The organism is Providencia sp. Je.9.19 (assembly GCF_051129765.1).
GTDB lineage: Bacteria > Pseudomonadota > Gammaproteobacteria > Enterobacterales > Enterobacteriaceae > Providencia.
In genome coordinates, this window is sequence record NZ_JBCPSS010000003.1 from 181,585 (window position 1) to 206,513 (window position 24,929).

A 24,929-nucleotide genomic window follows, 5' to 3' on the forward strand; every position below is an offset into this window, starting at 1 on the left:
TATAAACGCTGATTAAAACTTATTTAAGTTAATAAATAGAAATACGATTAGCGTCCTACTTTAAATTTAGGCGCAGCTTCTACTCCTTTAGCATTAATAGGTTCATTCCCACGAAAAATTAATAATGAGCCAATCGTAATAATGGCTGAGCCCACCGCTACGGATAAAATATAAATTGGCCATTTATCTACTGCTAACCAACCATAAAAGCCGGAAATTGGAGCGTGGTTCATTGCGCCAAGTCCAACAGCCATTGCGGCTCCAGTCGCAGCACCAATAATATTAATAATAATGATCCTAGGATTTGCTAACGCAAATGGAATCGCCCCCTCAGAAACACCAATCAAACCCATTAGTGTAGAGGCTTTACCCGCTTCACGTAAGGATTCAGGAAAACGTTTTGCCCATATTAGTGTTGCTAACCCAATACCAATCGGTGGGATAATAATTGCAACTTGTGCCGCTGTATTTGGTTCATAAATTTCAGATGCCAAAAGCGCCATTGCAGTTGTAACCGCCGCTTTATTTACCGGGCCACCAAGATCAAAACCAACCATCGCACCAATGACCGCAGCCAAAATAACTTTATTCGAACCAGACATGGATAATAACCAATTTTCCATTCCATGATTAAGAGCCGCTAGAGGTGCGCCTATTACAAAAGCCATCACAATACAGGTTAATAATGTTCCACCCACTGGTAAAATGAATATTGGGCCAGCGGAAGCTAGTGATTTTGGTAACTTAGTATATTTCGCTAAAAAGCGAACTATGTACCCTGCAATAAAACCTGCGGCAAGTGCACCAAGAAAACCTGTGCCTAAATTACTCGCCAATAATCCACCGACCATGCCAGGCGCTAAGCCGGGCTTATTGGCTATTGCAAAACTAATATAGCCCGCAACAATCGGCAACATCAAAGACAGTGCTAATCCGCCAAAACCATCAAATTTATGCAACATTTGAATAATATAGTTTGTTGCCTCCGCATGGCTTGAATCCCAAATATTATCAATACCATACATTGAAGCACCAATACGAGAGATCCCCATAATGACAGCGCCAGCAATCACAAATGGCAGCATCCATGATACCCCTGTCATGATGGCATTTTTGATCTCAGTTCCCACGCCCGGCTGCGAACCGCCTTTAAACTTCACCATCACTCATCTCCTGCTCTAACGCATCAAAAATTGCCTCACCAAATTTGATAGGATCGGCAACACTGCACTCAAGTTTGATCATGCCATCAAAGCGCTCTCTATTAATAATGGCGACATCCGCTGCAAGGATAACCGCATCTGCACGAGCCAAATCGTCACTGGTGATTTCATTTTCAACGCCCATACTTCCTTGAGTTTCAACTTTAATCTCATGCCCACGCTTTTTCCCTGTGATATCAAGAGACTCCGCAGCCATATAAGTATGAGCGACACCGGTGGGACATGCTGCGACACAAACTATAAACATAACAACTCCTTAAAAAATTTAATTCAGAGAATAAAAAAAGCACAATGGCGAAAACGCGCATTGTGCTTTTAAAGGTATTAACCCTGATTGACGAATATCACCAGGTGCACCACTTGTATGACGACAGGTCATTAATTGACGTAAACTTGAAGCCAGAAATAGAAATAATAACTCGTAAATTTTACGGGTATGCAAAGAAATAGATGGCTTATTACGACCTTTATTTTCGATTTTTTCAGGTGAACTAGAACAAATAGAAACATAAAGTTTTTGTGCGCTATGCCATAATTGAGACCAATTAACCGAAATATCACTATCGGATTGTTGGTGAGTATCCGCCTCATCTTTTTCTAAAGAAGTAATAGGGACAAACCAACAAATTTTGCTCAAAAAAGCCCTGCTTTTACTATCTAAAGATAGCAAAAATATAAAACTGGCTTTTAAAAATGGAGCAAAATGTTTGAGCATAGACCCCTCCTAAAGATTAACCGCATTCTAGTATTAAATAATAAACAATTACTGTGATTCCACGCTCACTTATTAAAGTTAGTATAAAAAAAACAAAAAAAATATTTTCATTAAAAATTAAACCGCTAAAAATTAAAATATTACCTTAAATACCCATTCTTATTTTAAATATTTTTTTAATTTTAAAATAAATATACAAAAATCAAGAAAAGCATAATATAGGGCTAATTTAACAATTAAAAACAACATTAATCCAGCTTAATTAGATTATTCTAATATAAGTTTTATAATCGCTATTTTATATGAAATGAAGCTTTTAATTATATAGAAATACATTAGTTTTATTGAAACAGAAATACAGTATTCACTTAAATTTGGATTATATCGTTATTTTTCGCTAAATGTTAAATTATATATTCTCCCTTTCATTGTATATTCCACCAATAAAAGGGAGAGAAAAGTTGGCCTATAGCCAATGCTCTAAATTACTGAAATAAATTTATTTCTGCACTGTAACCGCCAACCCTAAGCTCGTTTTTCGTGCAATTAATCCAAAAATACAACCCATTAACATAACTAACGCTAAAGATAATTTAGGGGAAATAGGCAACGAAATAGCAAGAAGCCCCAATGTGGCACCACCCGCCATTTGAATAAAGCCGACCAATGCCGACGCGGTTCCTGCTTCATTACCAAAAGGCTCTAATGCGTAGCTAGTTGCCGTTCCCATCATGAATGCCAATCCACTGCAAGCACAAATAACGGGAAGCATATAAACAAGCCAATGATTTTGCACATCGATAGGCAGCAGCATAAAACCTAACAATAATCCTAAACTTCCCAAAGCCATCATCGAACTACCGATTAATAAACAGGTTGGTCGTCCTATCTTATGAATAAAATAGTTAGCAATATAGCTGACAAACATGATCCAAAATCCATTAATCCCAAAAACAATAGAAAAAGCTAACGGGCTTAATTTTGCATCCCCCATTAAAACGCTTGGAGCGAGAGAAACATACGTCAATGCCATACCCATAGTTCCAGCATTTACTAATGCAAAAATCAGAAAATGATGGCTAGATATAATGCGAATATAATTTTTAAGTTGGATTTTCTTCACACTTTGCAAGCTAGCGGGTCGTGTTTCAGGTAAAAATCGAATAACTAAAATTAAAATCAAAATAGCATACAGAGCAAGGAACCAAAATGGTGCTCGCCAACCCCAAGCTTCTGCGAGTAACCCACCAAGCAATGGCGCTAAAGCCGGAACAATATTTAATGTGCCATTCAAAAAACCAAATGCTCGTGCCGCTGCTGTGCCATTCATACGGTCACGGACACAACTGAAAGCCACCACAGAAGTACAACAAACCGCAATCCCCTGTAATAAACGTGAAACGATAAATACCGTTGAAGTTGTTGCTGATATAGCAACCAAAGCACCAATAATATAAATAATAATTCCCGCTATCGCGACAGGTTTACGCCCATATCGGTCAACCAACGGCCCTGAAACTAATTGCCCAACCCCAAGTACTAATATAAACAAAGCAATAGTCGATTGAATTACCGACTCACTACTCCCTAAGTCCTTTGCAATATCAGGTATGGTAGGCAAATATAAATCAATCCCTAACGGGCCGAGTAAAACTAAAAGGAGTAACAAAACCAAAAATTTACGCATATAAACAGTTCTAAAGTTGTGAATCTATTGGATTAACGCTCAATATATTTATGTCATATTGAGAATAGCCATGATGGCGATAAGAATAATAAATAGCGGATAATAAATAAGGATGCTATCAGGGTACTGGTCTAATACTCTAATTCAATTATATGCAAAAAAGCCTAACGTGAAGTGACTTATTTAAGAGTAACTAAACTTGAATAGCAAATAGGCGCTAATAAATAGCGCCTATTGACGTCATAACTTACAAGCTATAATAGATTATTCCATCCACTCAGTATGGAAAACACCTTCTTTATCAGTACGTTTATAAGTATGAGCACCAAAATAGTCACGCTGAGCTTGGATCAAGTTCGCAGGTAATACTGCTGAACGGTAGCTATCATAATAGGAGATAGCCGCCGAGAATGTCGGCGTTGGAATACCATTTTGAATGCCGTAACAAACAACATCACGTAGAGCTTGTTGATATTCATCAGCAATTTGTTTGAAGTAAGGCGCTAACAGTAGATTGGCAATTTTGCCATTATCATTGTATGCATCTGTGATTTTTTGTAGGAATTGAGCACGGATAATACAACCTGCGCGGAAGATTTTAGCAATTTCACCGTAGTTCAGATCCCAATTATATTCATCTGAAGCTGCTTTTAATTGCTGGAAACCCTGAGCATAAGAAACGATTTTACCTAAGTACAATGCACGACGTACTTTTTCGATAAACTCTTTTTTATCGCCTTCAACCGCTTTTAATACTGGACCGGTTAATACTTTAGATGCAGCAACACGTTGGTCTTTCAAGAAAGAAATATAACGAGCAAACACAGATTCAGTAATTAGGGTAACAGGAATACCTAAATCAAGAGAACTTTGGCTAGTCCACTTACCGGTACCTTTATTTGCCGCTTCATCTAAGATAACGTCAACAAGGTAAATACCATCTTCATCTTTTTTCTTGAAGATATCAGCGGTAATTTCAATAAGATAGCTACTTAATTCTCCGTTATTCCATTCAGAGAAAGTCGTTGCTAGCTCTTCATTGTTTAATTTTAAAGCGCCTTTTAGCAGTGAATACGCTTCTGCAATTAATTGCATATCGCCATATTCAATACCGTTGTGAACCATTTTCACATAATGACCAGCACCATCTGGACCCATATAAGCGACACAAGGCTCGCCTTCTGCTTTAGCGGCAATTTGTTTTAAAATTGGGGCAACAAGCTCATAAGCTTCTTTTTGGCCACCAGGCATAATTGAAGGGCCTTTCAATGCACCTTCTTCACCACCTGAAACACCAGTACCGATGAAGTTAAAACCTTGCGCTGATAGCTCACGATTACGACGAATGGTATCTTTATATAAAGTATTACCACCATCAATTAAGATGTCACCTTTGTCCAAATGAGGCGTTAGCGCAGCAATTGTTTTATCCGTCGCTTCGCCAGCTTTAACCATCAACAAGATGCGGCGTGGTTTTTCCAGAGAGTCAACAAACTCTTCGATAGTATAGTTGGGAACTAATTTTTTCCCTGGATTTTCGGCAATAACTTCATCTGTTTTATCTTTAGAACGATTAAAGATAGAAACAGAGTAACCGCGGCTTTCAATATTCAGCGCTAGGTTGCGCCCCATGACAGCCATTCCGACAACACCAATCTGCTGCTTTGACATGAAAAACTCCCGTCTGATTTGGATCAAGTCAGCCTCTATTGTGCTGACATTCTGTTAACCTGATCACATGTTAACTCAGGATTGTGCTCCTTGGTAGTGATTGATGCACTGTTATTGAGTCAATAATAACTATTGCTGCTATTGATAAGCTCTAACTAATAATTTTTTTCCAGAATCATCCAACTTAGATGAATTTGTATTGAAATTTAATAAAACAAACCGCATTATTCACCTGTCGGCATAAGCCGTTATCATAGAAGGTAAAACAAACTGTATGGAATGGATCGCAGATCCTTCGATTTGGGCTGGTCTCGCAACCCTTATCGTTCTAGAAATCGTTCTTGGTATTGATAACCTCGTCTTCATAGCCATTTTGGCAGATAAACTCCCGCCAAAGCTACGTGACAGAGCCCGTGTAACTGGATTAATGCTTGCGCTAGTAATGCGAGTGGTTCTCCTGTTTAGCCTGTCATGGTTAATAACGCTAACCAAGCCCATAGTTACCCTATTCGAGCACCCTTTTAGCGCCCGCGATCTCATTATGTTAATCGGGGGATTATTCCTATTGTTTAAAGCCACAATGGAATTAAATGAACGGCTCGAGGGTAAAGACGAACACGCGAGTGCCCAACGAAAAACATCGAATTTCTGGGCGGTGGTTGCACAAATCATCGTCCTTGATGCCGTATTCTCCCTAGATTCTGTGATAACTGCCGTCGGTATGGTTGACCATATTGGTGTCATGATCGCCGCCGTAACCATTGCTATGGCACTGATGATCTGGGCAAGTAAACCGTTGACGAGTTTTGTTAATCAGCACCCAACTATCGTTATTCTCTGTCTCAGCTTCTTGCTGATGATTGGTTTTAGCTTAGTGGCAGAAGGATTTGGCTACGCTATTCCGAAAGGCTATCTATACGCTGCGATTGGTTTCTCTATCATGATTGAGATGCTAAATCAGTTCGCACAGTTTAACCGTCGTAAGTTTCTTAAAGGTGCTCGCCCACTGCGTGAGCGTACCGCCGAAGCGGTTTTACGTATATTAAGTGGTAAGCATGAAAGAGCTGACCTTGACCCTCATACCTCTAATTTAATCGCGGATAACCAATCTGTTTTTGACCCACAAGAACGTTTGATGATTGCCCGTGTATTAGGTATGGCTCAGCGCAACGTCGAAAGCATTATGACCTCTCGTCATGATGTGGATTATTTAGATATCAATAAGCCATCAAGTGAATTATTACAGTTGATGGAAAAAAATCCGCACTCTCGTTTTGTCGTCGTCGATGAAACAATCAGTGATGAACCTGTTGGTATTGTTTATATTCTTGATTTAGTAAAACAACAACTAAGCGGTCAACCATTAAATTTACGCGAATTGATCACACAGCCGCTAATCTTCCCTGAAGGGCTATCACTGTTAAAAGCATTAGAACAATTCCGTAAGGCCCATACCCACTTTGCTTTTGTGGTAGATGAGTTTGGTTCTATAGAAGGTATCGTGACATTAACTGACGTGATGGAAACTATCGCCGGTAACTTGCCTGTTGGCGAAGAAGAGAATGACTCACGCCACGATATTCAAAAACTCGATGATGGCACTTGGATAGCCAATGGCTTTATGCCACTGGAAGACTTGATTATGTTTATTCCAATGGAGCTGGATGATAAACGTGAATACGAGACTATTGCAGGGCTACTAATGGAACATCTACAACGTGTTCCACAAGTTGGCGAACAAGTTACTATCAATGGCTGTATTTTCCAGCCGCTAGAAGTAAATAGCCATCGAGTCAATAAAGTATTGATCACCCCTCCTGCGCCAGTAGGAGATGGTTATGAATATGAAGATGACTAATTAGCTCTATTTTTACTGATACCGACCTATATGGTCGGTATTTTTTTGCCTAAAATCCGAAAATATTACGCCTTAATCTCTATAAAGAATAAAAATAGTAGCGTTTTTTAAAAGCAACAATCATTTAATTATTGAATAATTCGATGAGTTTAATAATGCAATTTTAATGAGAAAATAACCAATGAAAATAGCGTCAAATACAGTCACAACACCGACTACTAATGTAAATCATAAAAATACGACTAAAGGCATATCTTCTGAGGCGATGAAATCAGTAACAAATAAAACTGAATCATTTCCTCAGTCAATTCTGAAAAAAAACGAGCATCAAAAACTGCCCGTAGAGTCACGACATGTGACATTTTCCAACAAAACCCAAGTAAAAGAGTTTCACTCCTCTATTGAAGCGCAAGGTAACTTACAAACAAAAACAGATATAAACGAAACAAAAGTGAACACGACTGCGAAAACAGTCCATCTGAAAGAAATTAATCAGTTAAAAAAGAACATTACTAGTTGTATTGATAAAATTACTCAAGATATAAAAAATAATAACAACAAACATCTAGGCCGTTCTTTCAGTTACTCCCCTGCGGATATGTCTAAAAAATTAGTAAACCTAAATACGCAAATTCAAAGTTACCAGAATAAATTAGATAGCTCCTCTTATAAGCACCATGACAGCAAACAAGCTACATTAACCAAACTTCAAGAAAATATAAATAAAGCTAAAGAAAACGTAGGAAAAGAAATAAATAAACAAAATTATATTCGAGGTCAATCAGAAATTAAAACAACCAGTTTATTAGAACGTATGAGTTCAGCAGCACAAAGAGCCACAGATTATGCCGAGAATGGTAGCAAATAATCTTCCTATGATAAAAAACTCCGGCAATAAGCCGGAGTCTAATTTAATTATTTAATCTATTTTTATAACGCATTTAATAAATTATTCAGCCCTTGTTTTTCTTCTTTTTTAAGCCAATTACCCAATGCTTCCTTGGCCTGTGTTCGTAATTCATTACGTAACAGTTTTTCCACATCTAGCTGATATTGCAAACTATGCCAACTACCATAAATACGTAAAGGAACAGTCATGGCTTGGAGTTGCTGGACAAGGCGTGAATCACCGCCCCAACCACCCGCAATATTCACGCCTAAATTTACATCAATAGTTTCTTTAGGCACATTAACACGCCCTTGCCCACTAATGTTCACAAGCGAAGATGTAGCACGTAAAGATGATATATTCATATCGCCTTTATTCAAACGACCTGAGACCGTGAATAAATCGACCTCAGTATAATTACCCGTATTAACCGGAGCATTAATCTTATTGGTTACCCGAGAAATAGATTGCTGAATAAGTTGTGGGATATTTAACCCAGCAAGTTTGGCATTGGTTAATTCAAAATTGAGCGGCCCTTGCCAAAGATTTTTAACTGCATAATCATCATAACCGACACCGGATAACGAGGCTTTGAGCGAAATAATACCACTAAGTTTTTCAGGCATTTTAAACGCCTGTAATAGCGGCGTTAAATTGATATTTTTGAAATCAGGTTTTGCCGATACTTGAGCAGGAATAGCGCTGTAATTGAATGTAACGGGTAAAGAAAATTGCCCACCGAACGCTTTACCTTCTAATGTTGAAATCGTAAAGCGTGGTGTTTGATTTTGTGCACTAAACTTCACATCAGTGACAGACATACCCCGATAAATAAGATTGCCCACTGTTAAATCAATATCTGCTGTAAATGACTTTAGACCCGACAAATCATATTTTTGTGCATTCGAACCCGATATAACGGGTTTCACTCCCACTCTTGCAGAATTATCTACGGCTGCTGCTGGCGAGGTCGCTGATGAATGCGGCATGCCTAATAAACTATCTACATTTAAACTATCGGATGATAGCTTAATGATAATCGCAGGAATCTCCGTTAAATGAATACTGATATTACCTTTTAATTCACTTTCATTAGCCTTAATCATTAAATTATCAAGACTTGCAGTTCCTGAATCTGATTTAACATACAGAAAATCGGTTGTTATCTGCCCCGTTATACCAGCCTGAGGTAAATCAACACCACTAAATTGATAATCAAATTGGGTCAGTTGTCCACTGATTTGCTGGTTAAATTTAGACAGGTCAATGTCGGCTTGGGTATCAAAACTCAGTTCTTGTTGGTTTTTATTCAGGTTTCCACTGAATTTAACGGTCACTATCTTATCATCACTTTTTTTCAATGATAAATTGATATTACGTAGGTTATATTCATCTTTTTTAGTTTGCCAAATCACTAAGCTATTAGAGATATCTATTTTTTCGATGTCTAACAACCATTTACTTTTATCTGTCGAATCAACATCTACATGACTACCCTCAGGCGGAACTGGAGAGTTAAGCTTAATTTGTGATTCGCTTTCAGGCGTTTTACGGATAACCGCACCATCTAAAACAATTTGTTCAACAGATAAACGATGGGAAATTAACGGCCATAATTCAACATCTAAGCGCATATTATCTGCACTAAGAATAGGTTGAGTTGCCTCAGGGGCAGTGATAGAAATAGGACCGGTGATAATACTTAATGTCGGCCAAACATGCCAACGCATATCACCTTTAAATTCAAGCTGATAACCACTTTTTTTCTCTACTTGCTCGACAAGATAATGCCTAAAATCATTCGGATTTACTAACATAACTAGCGTTGTTAAACCCGCTACCACGACCACAAGTAAAATAATTAATGTCGTTAAAAAGCGTTTCATTCATCCCTCTCCTAAACTATTATGCCTGCTTTGCCATTAAATTAGGCTCACACCATATTTATCCTTGAAAATAAGTAAAAATCATCTCTCTAATATCCATTACAAGAGATAATTTCCACCGTAGCCGACTTAATCAGTCTTCACTAATGCGACTACCAACAGCACCTTGTTGGTTTTTATACTTAGCATCTTGCCGACTATTATAAGGACGATCAGCGCTGCCTGACAATGGTTCAAAACTAAGAGCGCCAATAACCATACCTGGGCGTAACGCCAACGGCAATTTACCTGAATTATAAAATTCTAGCACAATTTGACCACGCCAGCCGGGATCGATACGGTGTGCAGTTACATGCACCATCAAGCCTAGTCGGGCTAATGATGAACGACCATCTAACCAACCTACTAGATTATCAGGCAACGTAACAGACTCAAGGGTAACGGCCAGCGCTAACTCTCCTGGATGGAGAAAAAATGCTTCATCGTTTTTAAGTACGATTTCATCACTCATTACACGTTCTAAGGCAGCATTAACTTCATCTTTTGGGCCACTAAGATCAATAAATGCCGCAGTGTGTCCTCGAAAAACACGAAATTGATTTCCAAGACGTACATCTGCAGTCGCACCACTGATCCGTTCAATCGGTGGGCGTGGGCTTATCTCTAACCGACCTTCGTCCATCCACTGAATAATATCGCGGTCACAAAGACGCATAATTGTTTTCCCCTTCATTATTTATGCCTATATTCACGTTTATGCCAATATAGGCTTTTAAATCAAAGACAGTTTCATCGCCATTAAAACTGTCAGTTGATTAACCTGACGTCATTAATCCTTACAAAACTCACCAATTTTAGCTTTCAAGACGTCAATCGCCACACGGTTTTTACCACCTCGTGGAACAATAATATCGGCGTATTGTTTAGACGGTTCAATAAATTGCAAAAACATAGGACGAACAGTTCTATTATATTGATCAATGACGGAGTCCAATGTTCTGCCTCTTTCATTTACATCACGTTTTATACGGCGCATCAAGCAAATATCAAGCGGAGTATCGACAAATATCGAAAAATCCATTTCCTCGCGCAGGCGTTTATCCGTTAATAACAAAATACCTTCAATAATAATCACTTTTTTAGGTCTAAAACTGAGCGTTTTGGCTTTGCGGGTGTGAGCGACATAGTCATATTGAGGAATTTCGACGGATTGACCACTTTTGAGTAGTTTGAGGTGTTCATAGAGCAGACTGTGATCCATCGAGTTGGGATGGTCATAATTCACTTTAAGGCGTTCTTCCATTGGAATATTTGTTTGATCTTTATAGTAACAGTCTTCTGGAATAACACCGATATTATGATCGCCAACTTGTTCTCTTAACTCCCGATATAAGGTACTTGCGATAAGGCTTTTGCCCGATGCAGAGGCTCCTGATATACCTACAATGGTACATTGATGCGCTATGTCAGTCATAAAATGGTAACCTGGTTAAATAATTCTAAAATGAAATGCATAACAGTAAAGTGTTATGGTTTGCGGAATTATAGGAGGTAATGGCGCGCTGTTCCAGCATCAGTGAACAAAGACCGATAAAAAACGCGCCTAATTTGATAAATAGCCCATTTGCGAGGTGAAATACTTCAATTTAAAACTGTTTACGACCTTCTAAAGCAGCAATTCGATTTTCAATTGAGGGATGGGTTGAAAAAACCGAATCGCCTTTATTAAAAATATAGGCAGCTTTACGATAAGCTTGCCCTGTACTGGAATGCTCATATTCATTAGATTCATGCTTACCCGATATTTTCTTTAAAGCACTTATCATGGCTTGGTTATCTGACGTTAAATCAACCGCAGCGGCATCCGCCATATACTCACGCGTACGCGATAAATAAAAATAAAGAATTTGAGTTATCCAAGGCAAAATAAAATTAAGCACCAGTAAAATAATTTGCGCTTTATTTGCCGCATTATTGCGACTACGCCCTGCACTACGAATAAAAATCTGACTAAAGATATTGGTAATAGTTAATATCACGTTCGCCAGTATTCCCACATATAAAGTGAGCTTAGAATCACCATGAATAATATGCCCGACTTCATGGGCCATTACCGCTTGAACTTCTTGGCGATTTAACGATTGTAAAAGACCACGAGTGACACCAACGAGACCATTTTTTGAATTCCAACCCGCAGCAAATGCATTAGGTTCATCACTTTCTAAGATATACAACCGCGGTATATAACCTAATGTTGCACTTAAACTTAGCTCTTCTAAAATGTTAATTAGCTGTTTTTCTTCAGGTGTACTAGCATTTTCTAAGGTAATTTCTTTGGTATCCATACCTGCCAACATCATTTTATGACCTCTAAAATGAATATAAATAAGCCCAAAAAAGGTCAATGCTAAAATAATAAAAGTCGCCATAGGCAGTTGTTGGAAAGTGATAAACGCTAACATATTATCTAATAGGTCAATGCGCTCATCAGGATGTGTTGCCGAATCAGCAAGCAATCCAATAATCAGCATCAACAATATATAACTCACAACGACTAATCGTGTACGAATGTTGTTTTTACGTATAACGTTTCTAAAATCCATAAACAATCCTGTCATCTGAAGACATTTACTATCGAGATGCAAAAATGCATCTCGATTTTAACCTGTATTGCTAATTATTTTTCGTCATTTAGATGAGGCATTTAGTTAGTCGAAATTAATACGGCGAGACTCTTCCGTTTTAATCGTTTCTTCATCAAGACGCCAGTATTCTTTAGAGATTTTTAAGCTAGGAATTATGCCAACAATAATGGCGGCTGGCATAGACGCAATATACGCATTATAAGTTTCTAACGCGCGATTATAACCACGTTTAGCAAATGACAATTTATTTTCAGAAGAGATAATCTCTTCTTGTAAATTGGCCATAATAGCGTCTGATTTAAGCTCAGGATAAGCTTCTACCGCAACATTAATCGCACCACTTGTCACCATTTTTGACAACGCATTTTCAGCTTCGCGAGCGGTATCACCCGTTGCGTTTTGTGCCTGTGTTCTCAGCTCTGTAATTTTGCTGAAAACCTCAGTTTCGTGACTCAAATACTTTTTAACTGTTGCCAACAAGCTATCAAAAACTTTTCCGCGGCGATCTAATTGGACGGAGATCTCTGTCTCGCTCGAAACAACAGCTTCACGTAATGCAACAATGCGATTATAAAAATAAATAACAATCAGCACTAACACGACAATAAAAATTAAAAATTTCATAATCACCTTTTAGGCATTCGCCATAGGAATAAAATTTGTTATCAATATTTATTGATACAAGCATCTATAAATAAGTTCATAGGCACATTCTACCCATCATCGGGAAATAAAGAAACAATCGAGAAATAAATCAGAAAAGAGGTAAAACAAGAAGAAAAATGACATCAATAATAAAAGAGGCTATCTGAAATAGCCTCTACCAATCTCTATACATTTAAACTATTTATTTAAACTGCACGAAAAGAGATCTCAGTCGGGATTTTATCCCCTTCCCAATACATTAATGCAGAAATACCAGAAGCAATTTCACGGTATATATCCGCAAACTCACCTTCAGGATCACGCATTACTGTTGGTTGTCCACGGTCAAGATCTTCACGCAAAGAGATATGCAAAGGAACTTGCCCTAACAATTTAGTATTGTATTTCTCCGCGAGTTTTTCAGCACCGCCAGTCCCGAAAATAGGCTCAACATGCCCACAGTTACTGCAAATATGTGCGCTCATGTTTTCGACAACGCCAAGTACTGGCACATTGACTTTTTTAAACATGACAATCCCTTTCATCGCATCCACTAGTGCAATATCTTGCGGAGTGGTCACAACAATAGCGCCCGTTACAGGAATATTTTGAGAAAGTGTTAACTGAATATCACCAGTCCCCGGAGGCATATCGATAACTAAATAGTCTAAATCAGGCCATAAAGTATCTTGCAACATTTGCATTAATGCTTTGCTCGCCATCGGGCCACGCCATACCATCGCGTTATCGTCAGTGACTAAATAACCAATCGAGTTAGTGGCGATGCCATATGCCATAATTGGTGCCATATGTTGGCCATCAGGTGATGATGGACGTTCAAGCGTGGTACCTAACATATTTGGAATTGATGGACCATAAATATCCGCATCCAGAATACCAACTTTAGCACCTTCTTGAGCAAGCGCTAATGCCAAGTTAACGGAAGTGCTGGATTTCCCCACACCACCTTTACCAGAACTTACCGCTAAAATATTACGAACGCCCTTAATGCCGGCTAAATCGTTCGCACGTTTTAGGGTAGTGATATCATGACGAAGCTTCCACTCAACGGCGTGAGCACCAGTAAGCTGTTTCAATTCTGCCGTTTTTTCGCTGATTAGTGCTTTAAATGGCCCTTTCCAAACGAATGGCATAACTAATTCGACATGCAGCACATTATCCAACATAGCACAGTGGTATAACGCTTTGATTGAAATCAGATTACGCTGTAGTGTTGGGTGTGTAAATGAAGCCAAAACAGTGGAGACTTGTTCAGTCAGCAGTTCTGGTTTGTTCTGCTCGGGAGATTTATCGCTCATCCCTGCTCCTTTATTTTATATTTTTAAACTATTTTAAACTACTTTTTAACTCTATTACTTTTACTATGATTAATCATAACAGAGAACATAAAAAATAGTGACCGCCAAGCTAACTAAAAACCACTAAGTGTAAAAAATTTCTTTTCTTTTTCACAATAATTACCGATTAATATTGTATTACCCTAGCGACATCAGTTTTGATGAGTTAACATCAAAGACCCTTATAATAATGGAAGTAAGAAAGTTACTATGTCTCAAGTCGCGAATAAACTACTGGTAACCTGTGCGTTACCCTATGCTAACGGTTCAATCCATCTCGGTCATATTCTGGAGCACATTCAGGCTGATATTTGGGTCCGTTATCAGCGAATGCGCGGCAAAGAGGTTCATTTCATCTGTGCTGACGATGCGCACGGAACACCAATCATGCTTAAAGCTCAACAACTGGGTGTTTCCCCAGAAGATATGATTGCCGAAATGAGCCAAGAGCATCAGAACGATTTTGCTGATTTCGCCATTAGTTACGATAACTATCACTCGACTCACAGTGAAGAAAATAAAACGTTAGCGGAACATATTTATACACAGTTGAAAAATAATGGTTTTATTAAAAACCGTACAATTTCTCAACTGTATGACCCAGAAAAAGGCATGTTCCTGCCAGATCGTTTCGTCAAAGGTACTTGCCCAAAATGTAAGTCAGAAGATCAATACGGCGATAACTGTGAAGTCTGCGGCGCAACCTACAGCCCAACAGAGCTTATCAACCCGCGCTCTGTGGTTTCGGGTGCGACACCTGTTATGCGTGATACTGAACACTTTTTCTTTGATTTGCCTGCATTTAGCGACATGCTACAAGCATGGACTCGCTCTGGTGCCCTACAAGAGCAAGTCGCTAATAAAATGCAAGAATGGTTTGAGTCTGGCTTACAGCAATGGGATATCACCCGTGATGCGCCTTATTTTGGTTTTGAAATTCCAGATGCGCCGGGTAAATACTTCTATGTATGGCTAGATGCGCCAATCGGTTACATGGGTTCATTTAAAAACTTATGTGATAAACGTGGCGACTTAAGCTTTGATGAGTTTTGGCAGAAAGATTCAAAAACAGATCTTTATCATTTTATCGGTAAAGATATTGTTTATTTCCACAGTTTATTCTGGCCTGCCATGCTTGAAGGCAGTAATTACCGTAAACCAACCAATATATTTGTTCACGGATATGTCACGGTTAATGGCGCTAAAATGTCTAAATCGCGCGGTACATTTATTACTGCTCGCTCCTATTTGGATCATCTCGATGCTGATTGCCTGCGTTATTATTATGCCGCTAAGCTTTCTTCACGCATTGATGATATCGATTTAAATTTAGAAGATTTTATTCAGCGCGTAAACAGCGATATCGTCAACAAAGTCGTCAATCTAGCCTCACGTAATGCTGGCTTTATTACAAAACGTTTTGATGGCAAGTTATCCGCCAAATTATCTGAACCTGAGCTGTATCAACAATTTATTGATGCCGCACAAACCATTGGTGATGATTATACTAACCGTGATTACGGTAAAGCTATTCGTGAAATCATGGCATTAGCTGATATTGCTAACCGCTATATTGATGAGAAAGCACCTTGGGTGGTCGCAAAACAAGAAGGTAAAGACCAAGAGCTACAGGATATTTGCTCTATGGGCATTAACCTGTTCCGTGTATTAATGACCTATTTAAAACCCGTTCTGCCAGGTCTAACTAAACGCGTTGAAGCTTTCTTGAATGTTGAATTGACTTGGGATTCTATCAACTCACCGTTATTAGACAGCCATGTAGCGCCGTTCAAAGCGTTATTTAATCGCATTGAAATGTCTAAAGTGGAAGCGATGGTTGAAGCCTCAAAAGAGAGCATTAAGCCCATCTCAACACTGACGGGCCCACTTGCTGACGACCCGATTCAAGAGACAATCACCTTTGATGATTTTGCAAAAATTGACTTACGTATTGCATTAATTAAGCAAGCTGATTTTGTTGAAGGCTCTGATAAGCTGCTGAAATTATTGCTTGATATTGGTGGAGAAACGCGCCAAGTGTTCTCAGGCATTCGTTCTGCTTACCCTGATCCTAAGCTGTTAGAAGGTCGCTTAACCGTCATGGTTGCAAACCTTGCTCCACGTAAAATGCGCTTCGGTATTTCTGAAGGTATGGTGATGGCAGCAGGTCCTGGCGGTAACGATATCTACCTACTTAGCCCTGATAACGGTGCTCAGCCCGGTATGCAAGTAAAATAAAATAACGAAACCCAATTGGGCATGCGTTAATGACTAAGTGAAAAGCGGAGAAACGATACTCTAAATAGTTTAAGTTGTATGTGAATAGTAAGCGAAGATATTCCAAGGTGCATAGAAATGCTATGTGACTCAGAAATCTGAAAATTAACTATAACCAAAGCAACTTGAAGTATGATGAGTATTCAGTTCTCCGCTTTTTTTTTTACAGCTTTTTTTTTACAGCTTTTTTTTGTGATCCCTAGCACAATTACAAAGTTAATTGTATGATGAATGAATATAGAGTAACAGGACAAGTCTCATGTCATTTAAACAGGTGATGATAACTGGATGGCAATACTTGCGAGCTTTCGCAATTCTTTACCTCTGTCTTATTGTCGGAAACCTAATTTCTACACTTCTTCCATTCGCTATTCCCGGCAGTATTGTTGGTATGTTAATTCTGTTTATATTACTGGCATTCCAGATTGTTCCCGCACATTGGGCACAACCAGGCTGTAGTATCCTATTAAAAAATATGACAATACTTTTCGTTCCTATTGGGGTTGGGATCATGAATTACTATGATCTTTTAAGCCAACAAATGATCCCCATTTTAATTTCATGCTTAGCAAGCACACTCATTGTGATGATTGTCGTTGCCATCAGTTCTAACTATGTTCATAAAGAACGCCCAGTTGTTGGCGTAAAACCTGACGAAGTTTCACTCCCCCCTGAAGAGACCCTGTCTTCTGTTATCGATAATGATAAAACTAAGGGGAATGAATAATGTTAGAGCATATTTGGTGGTCACTGCCGCTAACTATTGTGGTGTTTTATCTTGCTCGTCTGCTTTCGATTAAATGCAAATTACCTGTGCTTAATCCTTTGCTCATTACTATTGCGGTTATTATTCCATTGCTTATTGTTACCAATACTTCTTATGAGCATTATTTTGCAGGTAGTAAGCTTTTGAATGATTTATTGCAGCCTGCGGTAGTAGCATTAGCGTTCCCGCTCTATGAGCAAATGCATCAAATTCGCGCACAATGGAAATCACTATTTAGTATTTGTTTTGCAGGTAGCCTTGTCGCTATGTTTACAGGTGCCGCGATTGCATTATGGCTTGGAGCAACACCTGATATTGCGGCATCTATCCTACCCAAATCGGTTACTACTCCAATCGCCATGGCTGTCGCAGATTCTATTGGTGGAATACCTGCTATTAGTGCCGCCTGCGTACTTTTTGTTGGGATACTCGGTGCAATGTTTGGTCATAGTTTATTCGATGTCTTGCGGGTTCGTACACATGCATCAAGGGGATTAGCAATGGGAACCGCTTCTCATGCACTCGGTACTGCACGTTGTGCTGAGGTCAATTATATTGAAGGGGCGTATAGCTCACTGGCACTAATGACTTGTGGTGTCATCACATCATTAATTGCCCCATTTATATTTCCTGTCATTATTCATCTTTTTAGCTAAACTCATTAATAAGATAAATAAGAGCGATTACATATCCTCTTATTTATTCTTTAAACGATAAAAACATGAGATACATCTCTCATTTGTAATATTTGTTTCATTCATTTCATTGTAAAATAGACTTAGATCACATTTTGTTAGGTGACTAATTGAATAGAATGAGAGTAATTAAAATAGGGAGGGTAATTCATGCATTCAAGATTTAAAGCCGCTTGGTCCCAGCTTCCAGAAAAACTACAGTCTGTACTTAGACCTATTATTGATCAACCTAATTTCCCAGCGATGCTAACCGCTGAACAAGTCAAACACATTAAAACTGAATGTGATTGTAGTGATTCTGAACTTGCATTTTCACTCCTACCATTTGCCGCATCCTATGCGATTACCCCCATTTCTCACTTTTATGTAGGCGCAATCGCTTGCGGTGAAAGTGGTAATCTCTACTTTGGTGCCAACATGGAATTTAGCCAAGTATCGATGGGACAAGTTATTCACGCAGAACAATGTGCAGTCACTCATGCATGGTTAAAAGGTGAGAAAAAACTGACTTCAATTACAGTGAACTATACCCCTTGTGGCCACTGCAGACAGTTTATGAATGAATTGCGTGAAGGTGGCAACATCATGGTTCATTTGCCAGAGCGTAAACCCGCAACCTTACATGAATATTTACCTGATTCATTTGGTCCAGCGGATTTAAATATCACCACACTGTTAATGGATACCACTGACCACGGCTATAAAACACCAAGCCGTGACAGATTATTATGTGCTGCTATTGAAGCCGCAAATCAATCTCATGCTCCTTATAGCGAGTCCCATTCTGGTATTGCATTGCAATTGAAAGATGGCTCTTTATTTACAGGGCGCTATGCTGAAAATGCCGCGTTCAACCCGAGCTTACCACCGTTACAAGCTGCATTGATCATGATTAATCTTGCAGGTAAAGATATTCATGCTATCGACCAAGCCACTTTTGTTGAAAAACAAGATGCTATTGTTAAACATTGGTGTGTAACTGAAAATACATTAAAAACATTAGGCTGCCAGCAAGTTGAGTTGGCTTATATCAATTAATTTAATGATTATTTAAAGTAACGGTTATTGCTGGAAGTTTGAATAAACAGCAATAACCGTATAGTTGCTATTAGACTTTAATTTTGTTCATAAAACCATTTACAAATAAAATGAACATCATAATAGCCCCCATAATTTTAATTAATAATTAACCTCTTAGTATATAAATTCATTAACCAGTTTTTCTGTTTCATTTATCGTGTCTTCTAATGTAATAACTAAAGGGATTTTTCGCATTTTCTCTAACCAAGCTTGGCTTTGTTTTCGTTTCATCGAGGCTGGCTGCGCAGCTTCTTCTTTCATATCTAGCCAAATACTAACAAATAGCTTTGATTCACCACTAAGTGATTTATTAGAAAAGCTATTTAATAGCTCGCCTATAATTTTCATTTGTTTATCTGTAGATAACACTTCAAATACATCTTTAAACAACCAACCTTCATATGGAATTCCTGAATTTAACCTCGCTTCTTTATTGATATTAATATATTCTTGATAGGTAATATCACCAATTGGAATATTATCACTTTCTTTACGATTTTTCATAACTCGGTCATATGCTAATTTCAGCTCATGTTGATACTTACTTCGTTTTTCACTAGTTAATGAATCACCTCGCTCCTTCATGTGATTATTTAGAAATTCTTGTTCTAGATAAATGAAAATACTAAAATATTTATCATCTGAATTATTGACCTTGTGAAGGCTATATCTATCATTAAAAGCATAACTTTTATTTGTGATAATTAAAAATAATATATTTAGCAAAATAAATATTAATATAGAAATAGATTTAAATTTTAAAATCATCATTAGAACGCCTTTAGTTTTCATTAGAAAGTTTTGAATCATTAATCATTTCTTCGAATACAAAATCTAATTTTCTCTCTATATTATTAACTAAAGTAATCTGCCTCATTTTCATCAACCATCTTTTACTTTTAATTTGCTTATCTGATAATGGCTTAGCTGCTTCCCTTACCATTGTGTACCAAAGTATCATGAATAATTTAATTTCCTCTGCTGGATCATCCTTATTCATAACATAAACAAACTGTTGCCATAGCGTCTCTCTGTTTCTCTCATTAACAACATCTAAAACATCTGCTAAAATCCAAGCATTATATGGCATTCCCATTTCATTTAAATTCTTACGATAAAAATATATTGCCTTTTCATGGTTTAAATTTTTAACAAATGCTTCCTTTGGGTACTTTATAAAATTGAAAAATGGATTGTCTTCTTTTTTACTCTTGAGTCTGGCACATTTTTCTCTATCTAATACATCCTTAAATTCATAAAAGTATAACATCTGTAGCTTAAAAAATAGACTAGGTGTTTTAATATCTTTTCTTTCAGAAGAGCTAATTATATTTCCATCATTTTCTTTACCTTTATTTCCTTGAAAAGTTTGACAAGCACCTAGAAGAAAAACTGAAAAAACAACCATTAACTTATAATTCATATACATCCTTGTCACTAATAAATTTAATAATCCACAATCTTAAAAATTATTTATATAAAGAATACATCACTTACATAATAAATAAACATCAGCAATCACTATGCTATTATTAGTAATAAAAATAGTTTATTTTAGTATAAATAGATTTTTAAAATATTAATTAAAGCTAAATGATCCACCCGAAGAATAACCTCTATAACTAAACTCAGGTATACTTGGCATTTGAGGCATTGAATATCTATCTTCAAATGAACCCATTGAGTTATTCATTGATGACATATTATCACTTAACTGACCAACCATATTCTCGAAGTGATGAGTATTTTTCATTGTTTCTTTAGGGAAATCTTTAAAGCCTGGAGTGCCAGGAAGAACAACACTCGGGCGTTCTAGATAATGATTTGTTGTTACTGGTTTTTCATTTACTTTTAATCTATCAAGTAAGCCTGTGGTTAGTGGTGCTAATTGTCTATTCGGTTCAGCTTTTGGATACGTATTTTCCAATATCGATTTCTCTACCATATTATGTGGATACTTAATTGGAGGAGGTGATGATACTCCTCGATTTATAGGCTGAGTTTCAGTCGGTAATATTTTTCTCTCGACCCCATAAATATCTAAATCGCTTTTAGGTATAACCTTTTTTAATTCGTTCACGTTAGCTGCTATAAATTCTTTGAATGTCATTCCTCTTTCTACAAGGTATTCACCGAAGACAGATCCCGTTTCTTTCATATTATCAATGGTTAATAATGTTTCCCCCCAATTAACATAAGATTTTATCGATTCTATCTTTGGATTTTTAATTATTTCAAGAAACATTTCATCACTTAAGTAAATAGAAAATTGAAATTCAGCCAGATCATTGCCTGCAGATTTTAACATTTGAAGATGAACTTCTTCATGTTTACTTTCTGGCAATATCTGGTAAGGAATTGTTAATGTCCATCCATACCTTGATATGCCATTACGCTTAAAAGCATTATAATGAATATGTTGTGCTTATTGTGATGTTAAATCTCCCCGTATAACTCCATCACTATCACTTCGTGATATGAATGTTAAAAGAGTCTCTTCTGCCAAATCAATTTTTAATTTATCCAAAATAACTTTATTTCCATTTACTTCATTTTTTTCTAACTCTTTAACTATATAATTACTTGCAACCTTTCCAGATAAAGATTTTTTTTTAATCAATCCGTTTGCAATAACAGCATAATTAGAACCTTCTCTTTCTAAGTAATCATAAATAAATTCAGGTTTTTGTATTTTCTTAAACTCTTCATGTACTCTAATAGCTTCATCTGTTTTCACAACAAACTCATCAGTATAATTGCCAACTGACCTTTTTTTCCTTCTACTTTTAATATCTTTTTCCAACACCTCTAATTTAATTTTATTTTTCAAATCAACCTCATTAGAACGAAATAATTCATTTTCTTGATAGTTTATCAAATCATACACACTCCCTATTTTAATATCAATTTCATCTTTGTATTTAACATACCTCATATGAACAGAATATATTAAGTCACAAACATATTTATCTTTTAAGATTATATATTTCTGCTCTTCAATTAGCTCCCCCCCCTTTTCATACATAAATAAATCATAGTTATTTTTCAAGTACCGCGCTATATGAGCACTTTTTTTATCAGTGTATTTATCATAAATATCCAATAGGGAATTTATAGTTTTAAAATAATGAATCACTTGGCCTTTGAATGAATCACTATTATTTAATTTACTATTCCAATACTCCCTTCGTTCTTCAGTAGTAAAAAACAACATTGCTATATTAGTATCCCAATATCTCATAAACATATTATTTTTTTCTAAAACATTCAGATAGTGTTTATAAATATCCTCACTAGATATATTTATAAACCCTCCTTTACTCATATTATTTTTAAACTTACTTTCTATTAACACCATGTACTCTTTAGCTAGGTCCTGTTGAACCCTATATAATTGTTCTCTTAAATACATGTATTTCAGATCATCACTATAAACATCTAAACCATAATGAAAGTGCAATCGACTTAAGAAACTATGCTCATTATAACTCCCAGGTGCTGTTAATGAATACATACCACCCTTATCAGCAAGATATCTGTAAAACTCTTCCAAATCTCCTTCATTTAAAATAGCCTTCAAATTTACAATATCATTATAATTAATTGAAAAGCTAGCCATATCTTTACTCATAATATTCATCCTTAATAAAATCAATCACAAAAACCTTAGTTTCTTTCATTATATCTCTCCATTTTTTATGTTTATCAAAGCTAAACCTAACCTCTGCTAATATTCTCATTTCCAATATTAAAAAACTCATATTACAACTTAAATATTTATTTTCCAATGGTAACCATAAGCATTCTAAGATAGCAATAACTTCATTTTCATTTTCGAACCAAAAAAAAGTTCTTTTCTTTTGAGTTTTTTTTCCACTATATAGTTTTTCAGATACGTTATAATCATCAAAATATTCAACATATTGAAGTTCAGAATCATCGTCATAAAATATTTGACTTCTCTTTCCTAAATATGATGCATTTAGATAATTACTCATTTTCTGTGTTAATGAATAATCTTTCTCTCTAATTGGCTTCAATATAATTCTTATCGTTTTTTCATCTATTTCAAGATGAAATTTTTTTTTGGAATCAACACTTGTCATATAAGGCCAATACGTGGTTAGTGTTAATTCTCTAAAATTAGCCTCACACCCTTTTTTATTTTCAATAAATCTTGGGTCAAAATAGCTATACCCTTCATATTCCGCAAATGGAAAAGCATACTTGACAGGAACCTCTATAACAGTGCCATTAAACTTACCACAAACAAAGCCCGGTCTATTTTCTGCATAAACATTTATAGAAATTAATAATAAAAACATATTAATGATAAATTTAATTATGTAATTAATAAAAATACAAAATCTCATAATTTCACCTATTCAGCTAATTTAACAATACCTAAATTATAAAAAATGAGAATAATAAAATATAATTTCTAATCATGCTTTAAATGAAATAATTACACGTTCAAGTCTATTGATCCATCTTTTGCTTTTCTCGATCTTATCTAAGTCCGATACATTTTTCATTTTATCCCAAAGAAATAAAAATACTTTTTTTTCACTTTCATGGGAATCATTCGCCAGTGCATTTAGCATGTCATCCCAAATCTTTTGATTAGTTTCATCATCTAAGACATCAAAAACATCTGCAAAGAACCAAGCATCAAAGGGCATGTCACAGGCTGTAAATGCTTTTTTATTTATCTCAGCAGCCTCTTGATAACTAATATCCCTGCTAGTCGTAGTACTGCCATTTTCAAAACGTTTTGAAAGCACTTCTAGATGAGCTAATGCGTGTTCATAATGGTATTTTTTAAAATCTTTATTTGATAATGGTTTATTATATTCAACCATCACTTGCTTCATATATTCTCTGATCAAAATAATAAAAATACCTATTTCTTTCTTACTATTATAAGAGTTTTCAATATTATCTGATTTTACTTTCTCTTTTTTGTTTGTTAAAAATCCATTTCCATATGAAAGATTGCAAAGAGAAACAATCAATAATATGGGTATTATTAATATGTTTTTAATTTTCATCTATAATTTACCCCAAGATTAAAATATAAATTAATAACCCTAAGCTAGAACAGTTAAAAACTTGCAGCAATATATGATATTTGAAAATATAATTTAGCTTATAGTAAACTAATTTTTTTACTCACTAACTCATTAAAAACAGAGAAAAAAACATTAAGAAAATTATCCATAAGGAAGTTAAACACTTGTTTAAAAATATGTTGAGATAAAAACAATTCATTCATACTTGACTAACCGTGATCTACCCATCGTAATGACGACGTGAACAGCAGCTAAAATTCCCTTCTTCCCATAAATTCCTTATCATATAGGTAATATAAATCGGTAAATATTTTAACGCTTTTTTATCATTATTTACTGTACATATTTGCTGTTTAGCTTAGGAATTTGTTGAAAAGCAAGATGCGATTATCAAACATTGGTGTGTTACCGAAAATACATTACAGGTACTGGGTTGCCAAAATATTGAATTAGCTTATTTGG

Annotated in this window: 23 protein-coding genes; 6 read left to right on the forward strand and 17 right to left on the reverse strand. The window is 36.3% G+C overall.

The window, feature by feature from the left end; translation table 11 throughout:
* Positions 1 to 47: 47 nt before the first annotated feature.
* The 5 genes from AAZR93_RS13385 to gndA all read right to left on the reverse strand — a co-directional run bounded on the left by AAZR93_RS13385 (position 48) and on the right by gndA (position 5,296).
* Positions 48 to 1,163, reverse strand: a complete 1,116-nt coding sequence (locus tag AAZR93_RS13385) for a PTS fructose transporter subunit IIC (protein WP_294101257.1) — start codon at positions 1,161 to 1,163, stop codon at positions 48 to 50.
* Positions 1,150 to 1,470, reverse strand: a complete 321-nt coding sequence (locus AAZR93_RS13390; protein WP_294101260.1) for a PTS fructose transporter subunit IIB — start codon at positions 1,468 to 1,470, stop codon at positions 1,150 to 1,152. The genes AAZR93_RS13385 and AAZR93_RS13390 overlap by 14 nt, the downstream gene beginning before the upstream one ends.
* An 18-nt stretch (positions 1,471 to 1,488) precedes the next feature.
* On the reverse strand, positions 1,489 to 1,938 hold the full coding sequence (locus AAZR93_RS13395; RefSeq protein ID WP_434720080.1) for a hypothetical protein: 450 nt from the start codon (positions 1,936 to 1,938) through the stop codon (positions 1,489 to 1,491).
* A gap of 499 nt (positions 1,939 to 2,437) precedes the next feature.
* Positions 2,438 to 3,625, reverse strand: a complete 1,188-nt coding sequence (locus tag AAZR93_RS13400) for a multidrug effflux MFS transporter (protein ID WP_434720081.1) — start codon at positions 3,623 to 3,625, stop codon at positions 2,438 to 2,440.
* A gap of 264 nt (positions 3,626 to 3,889) precedes the next feature.
* Positions 3,890 to 5,296, reverse strand: a complete 1,407-nt coding sequence (gene gndA, locus AAZR93_RS13405) for an NADP-dependent phosphogluconate dehydrogenase (RefSeq protein WP_294101266.1) — start codon at positions 5,294 to 5,296, stop codon at positions 3,890 to 3,892.
* 274 nt (positions 5,297 to 5,570) lie between these two features.
* On the opposite strand from gndA, the gene AAZR93_RS13410 reads away from it, so the two are divergent.
* Together AAZR93_RS13410 and AAZR93_RS13415 are read left to right on the forward strand one after the other, a co-directional pair.
* The gene (locus AAZR93_RS13410) at positions 5,571 to 7,154 is read left to right on the forward strand and encodes a TerC family protein (protein WP_294101269.1); all 1,584 of its coding nucleotides are present in this window, start codon (positions 5,571 to 5,573) and stop codon (positions 7,152 to 7,154) included.
* Between the two features lie 181 nt (positions 7,155 to 7,335).
* Positions 7,336 to 8,022, forward strand: coding sequence for a hypothetical protein (locus AAZR93_RS13415; RefSeq protein WP_434720082.1), 687 nt, complete (start codon positions 7,336 to 7,338; stop codon positions 8,020 to 8,022).
* 62 nt (positions 8,023 to 8,084) lie between these two features.
* Here the strand turns inward: AAZR93_RS13415 and asmA are convergent, their stop codons facing one another.
* From asmA to apbC, 6 genes are all read right to left on the reverse strand, one after another.
* On the reverse strand, positions 8,085 to 9,929 hold the full coding sequence (gene asmA / locus AAZR93_RS13420) for an outer membrane assembly protein AsmA (protein ID WP_434720083.1): 1,845 nt from the start codon (positions 9,927 to 9,929) through the stop codon (positions 8,085 to 8,087).
* A gap of 133 nt (positions 9,930 to 10,062) precedes the next feature.
* Positions 10,063 to 10,644 carry a dCTP deaminase gene (gene dcd / locus AAZR93_RS13425; protein ID WP_336428562.1) on the reverse strand — a complete coding sequence of 194 codons (582 nt, stop codon included), beginning with the start codon at positions 10,642 to 10,644 and terminating at the stop codon, positions 10,063 to 10,065.
* Between the two features lie 114 nt (positions 10,645 to 10,758).
* The gene (gene udk / locus AAZR93_RS13430) at positions 10,759 to 11,403 is read right to left on the reverse strand and encodes a uridine kinase (RefSeq protein ID WP_294101276.1); all 645 of its coding nucleotides are present in this window, start codon (positions 11,401 to 11,403) and stop codon (positions 10,759 to 10,761) included.
* Positions 11,404 to 11,575: 172 nt separating this feature from the next.
* Positions 11,576 to 12,532 (reverse strand): zinc metalloprotease HtpX, encoded by a 957-nt coding sequence (gene htpX, locus AAZR93_RS13435; RefSeq protein WP_434720084.1) that lies wholly within the window; start codon positions 12,530 to 12,532, stop codon positions 11,576 to 11,578.
* 105 nt (positions 12,533 to 12,637) lie between these two features.
* Positions 12,638 to 13,198, reverse strand: a complete 561-nt coding sequence (locus tag AAZR93_RS13440) for a LemA family protein (protein ID WP_294101282.1) — start codon at positions 13,196 to 13,198, stop codon at positions 12,638 to 12,640.
* A gap of 227 nt (positions 13,199 to 13,425) precedes the next feature.
* Complete coding sequence (gene apbC, locus AAZR93_RS13445; protein WP_434720085.1) at positions 13,426 to 14,538, reverse strand: iron-sulfur cluster carrier protein ApbC; 1,113 nt, start codon at positions 14,536 to 14,538, stop codon at positions 13,426 to 13,428.
* A gap of 249 nt (positions 14,539 to 14,787) precedes the next feature.
* Between apbC and metG the strand changes: the two genes are divergently transcribed.
* From metG to cdd, 4 genes are all read left to right on the forward strand, one after another.
* Positions 14,788 to 16,815 (forward strand): methionine--tRNA ligase, encoded by a 2,028-nt coding sequence (metG, locus tag AAZR93_RS13450; protein WP_294101287.1) that lies wholly within the window; start codon positions 14,788 to 14,790, stop codon positions 16,813 to 16,815.
* A 298-nt stretch (positions 16,816 to 17,113) separates the two neighbouring features.
* Entirely contained in the window at positions 17,114 to 17,581 is a 468-nt protein-coding gene (locus AAZR93_RS13455) for a CidA/LrgA family protein (RefSeq protein ID WP_294101289.1), read from the forward strand.
* On the forward strand, positions 17,581 to 18,276 hold the full coding sequence (locus AAZR93_RS13460) for a CidB/LrgB family autolysis modulator (protein WP_294101292.1): 696 nt from the start codon (positions 17,581 to 17,583) through the stop codon (positions 18,274 to 18,276). Before AAZR93_RS13455 ends, AAZR93_RS13460 begins: the two co-directional genes overlap by 1 nt.
* 189 nt (positions 18,277 to 18,465) lie before the next feature.
* A complete protein-coding gene (gene cdd, locus AAZR93_RS13465) occupies positions 18,466 to 19,353 on the forward strand; it encodes a cytidine deaminase (protein WP_434720086.1) in 888 nt (295 codons plus the stop codon).
* Between the two features lie 156 nt (positions 19,354 to 19,509).
* On the opposite strand, the gene AAZR93_RS13470 is transcribed toward cdd, so the two are convergent.
* From AAZR93_RS13470 to AAZR93_RS13495, 6 genes are all read right to left on the reverse strand, one after another.
* The gene (locus AAZR93_RS13470; RefSeq protein ID WP_294101297.1) at positions 19,510 to 20,166 is read right to left on the reverse strand and encodes a hypothetical protein; all 657 of its coding nucleotides are present in this window, start codon (positions 20,164 to 20,166) and stop codon (positions 19,510 to 19,512) included.
* Between the two features lie 10 nt (positions 20,167 to 20,176).
* Positions 20,177 to 20,818 (reverse strand): hypothetical protein, encoded by a 642-nt coding sequence (locus AAZR93_RS13475; protein ID WP_434720087.1) that lies wholly within the window; start codon positions 20,816 to 20,818, stop codon positions 20,177 to 20,179.
* A gap of 156 nt (positions 20,819 to 20,974) precedes the next feature.
* Entirely contained in the window at positions 20,975 to 21,703 is a 729-nt protein-coding gene (locus AAZR93_RS13480; RefSeq protein WP_434720088.1) for a hypothetical protein, read from the reverse strand.
* Between the two features lie 117 nt (positions 21,704 to 21,820).
* A complete protein-coding gene (locus AAZR93_RS13485; protein ID WP_434720089.1) occupies positions 21,821 to 23,026 on the reverse strand; it encodes a hypothetical protein in 1,206 nt (401 codons plus the stop codon).
* On the reverse strand, positions 23,019 to 23,768 hold the full coding sequence (locus AAZR93_RS13490) for a hypothetical protein (RefSeq protein ID WP_294101312.1): 750 nt from the start codon (positions 23,766 to 23,768) through the stop codon (positions 23,019 to 23,021). The genes AAZR93_RS13485 and AAZR93_RS13490 overlap by 8 nt, the downstream gene beginning before the upstream one ends.
* 72 nt (positions 23,769 to 23,840) lie before the next feature.
* The gene (locus tag AAZR93_RS13495; protein WP_434720090.1) at positions 23,841 to 24,446 is read right to left on the reverse strand and encodes a hypothetical protein; all 606 of its coding nucleotides are present in this window, start codon (positions 24,444 to 24,446) and stop codon (positions 23,841 to 23,843) included.
* Between the last annotated feature and the right edge of the window lie 483 nt (positions 24,447 to 24,929).

Excerpts from the sequence above, each read along its gene's own strand:
- AAZR93_RS13390 (WP_294101260.1), bottom strand. The coding sequence starts at position 1,470 with ATGTTTATAGTTTGTGTCGCAGCATGTCCCACCGGTGTCGCTCATACT.
- AAZR93_RS13495 (WP_434720090.1), bottom strand. The coding sequence starts at position 24,446 with ATGAAAATTAAAAACATATTAATAATACCCATATTATTGATTGTTTCT.
- AAZR93_RS13470 (WP_294101297.1), bottom strand. The coding sequence starts at position 20,166 with ATGATGATTTTAAAATTTAAATCTATTTCTATATTAATATTTATTTTG.
- cdd (WP_434720086.1), top strand. The coding sequence starts at position 18,466 with ATGCATTCAAGATTTAAAGCCGCTTGGTCCCAGCTTCCAGAAAAACTA.
- AAZR93_RS13480 (WP_434720088.1), bottom strand. The coding sequence starts at position 21,703 with ATGTTAAAATCTGCAGGCAATGATCTGGCTGAATTTCAATTTTCTATT.
- AAZR93_RS13455 (WP_294101289.1), top strand. The coding sequence starts at position 17,114 with ATGTCATTTAAACAGGTGATGATAACTGGATGGCAATACTTGCGAGCT.
- gndA (WP_294101266.1), bottom strand. The coding sequence starts at position 5,296 with ATGTCAAAGCAGCAGATTGGTGTTGTCGGAATGGCTGTCATGGGGCGC.
- apbC (WP_434720085.1), bottom strand. The coding sequence starts at position 14,538 with ATGAGCGATAAATCTCCCGAGCAGAACAAACCAGAACTGCTGACTGAA.
- htpX (WP_434720084.1), bottom strand. The coding sequence starts at position 12,532 with ATGGATTTTAGAAACGTTATACGTAAAAACAACATTCGTACACGATTA.
- asmA (WP_434720083.1), bottom strand. The coding sequence starts at position 9,929 with ATGAAACGCTTTTTAACGACATTAATTATTTTACTTGTGGTCGTGGTA.
- AAZR93_RS13385 (WP_294101257.1), bottom strand. The coding sequence starts at position 1,163 with ATGGTGAAGTTTAAAGGCGGTTCGCAGCCGGGCGTGGGAACTGAGATC.
- dcd (WP_336428562.1), bottom strand. The coding sequence starts at position 10,644 with ATGCGTCTTTGTGACCGCGATATTATTCAGTGGATGGACGAAGGTCGG.
- AAZR93_RS13490 (WP_294101312.1), bottom strand. The coding sequence starts at position 23,768 with ATGAGATTTTGTATTTTTATTAATTACATAATTAAATTTATCATTAAT.
- AAZR93_RS13410 (WP_294101269.1), top strand. The coding sequence starts at position 5,571 with ATGGAATGGATCGCAGATCCTTCGATTTGGGCTGGTCTCGCAACCCTT.
- udk (WP_294101276.1), bottom strand. The coding sequence starts at position 11,403 with ATGACTGACATAGCGCATCAATGTACCATTGTAGGTATATCAGGAGCC.
- AAZR93_RS13400 (WP_434720081.1), bottom strand. The coding sequence starts at position 3,625 with ATGCGTAAATTTTTGGTTTTGTTACTCCTTTTAGTTTTACTCGGCCCG.
- AAZR93_RS13460 (WP_294101292.1), top strand. The coding sequence starts at position 17,581 with ATGTTAGAGCATATTTGGTGGTCACTGCCGCTAACTATTGTGGTGTTT.
- AAZR93_RS13415 (WP_434720082.1), top strand. The coding sequence starts at position 7,336 with ATGAAAATAGCGTCAAATACAGTCACAACACCGACTACTAATGTAAAT.
- metG (WP_294101287.1), top strand. The coding sequence starts at position 14,788 with ATGTCTCAAGTCGCGAATAAACTACTGGTAACCTGTGCGTTACCCTAT.
- AAZR93_RS13395 (WP_434720080.1), bottom strand. The coding sequence starts at position 1,938 with ATGCTCAAACATTTTGCTCCATTTTTAAAAGCCAGTTTTATATTTTTG.
- AAZR93_RS13440 (WP_294101282.1), bottom strand. The coding sequence starts at position 13,198 with ATGAAATTTTTAATTTTTATTGTCGTGTTAGTGCTGATTGTTATTTAT.
- AAZR93_RS13475 (WP_434720087.1), bottom strand. The coding sequence starts at position 20,818 with ATGAATTATAAGTTAATGGTTGTTTTTTCAGTTTTTCTTCTAGGTGCT.
- AAZR93_RS13485 (WP_434720089.1), bottom strand. The coding sequence starts at position 23,026 with ATGAGTAAAGATATGGCTAGCTTTTCAATTAATTATAATGATATTGTA.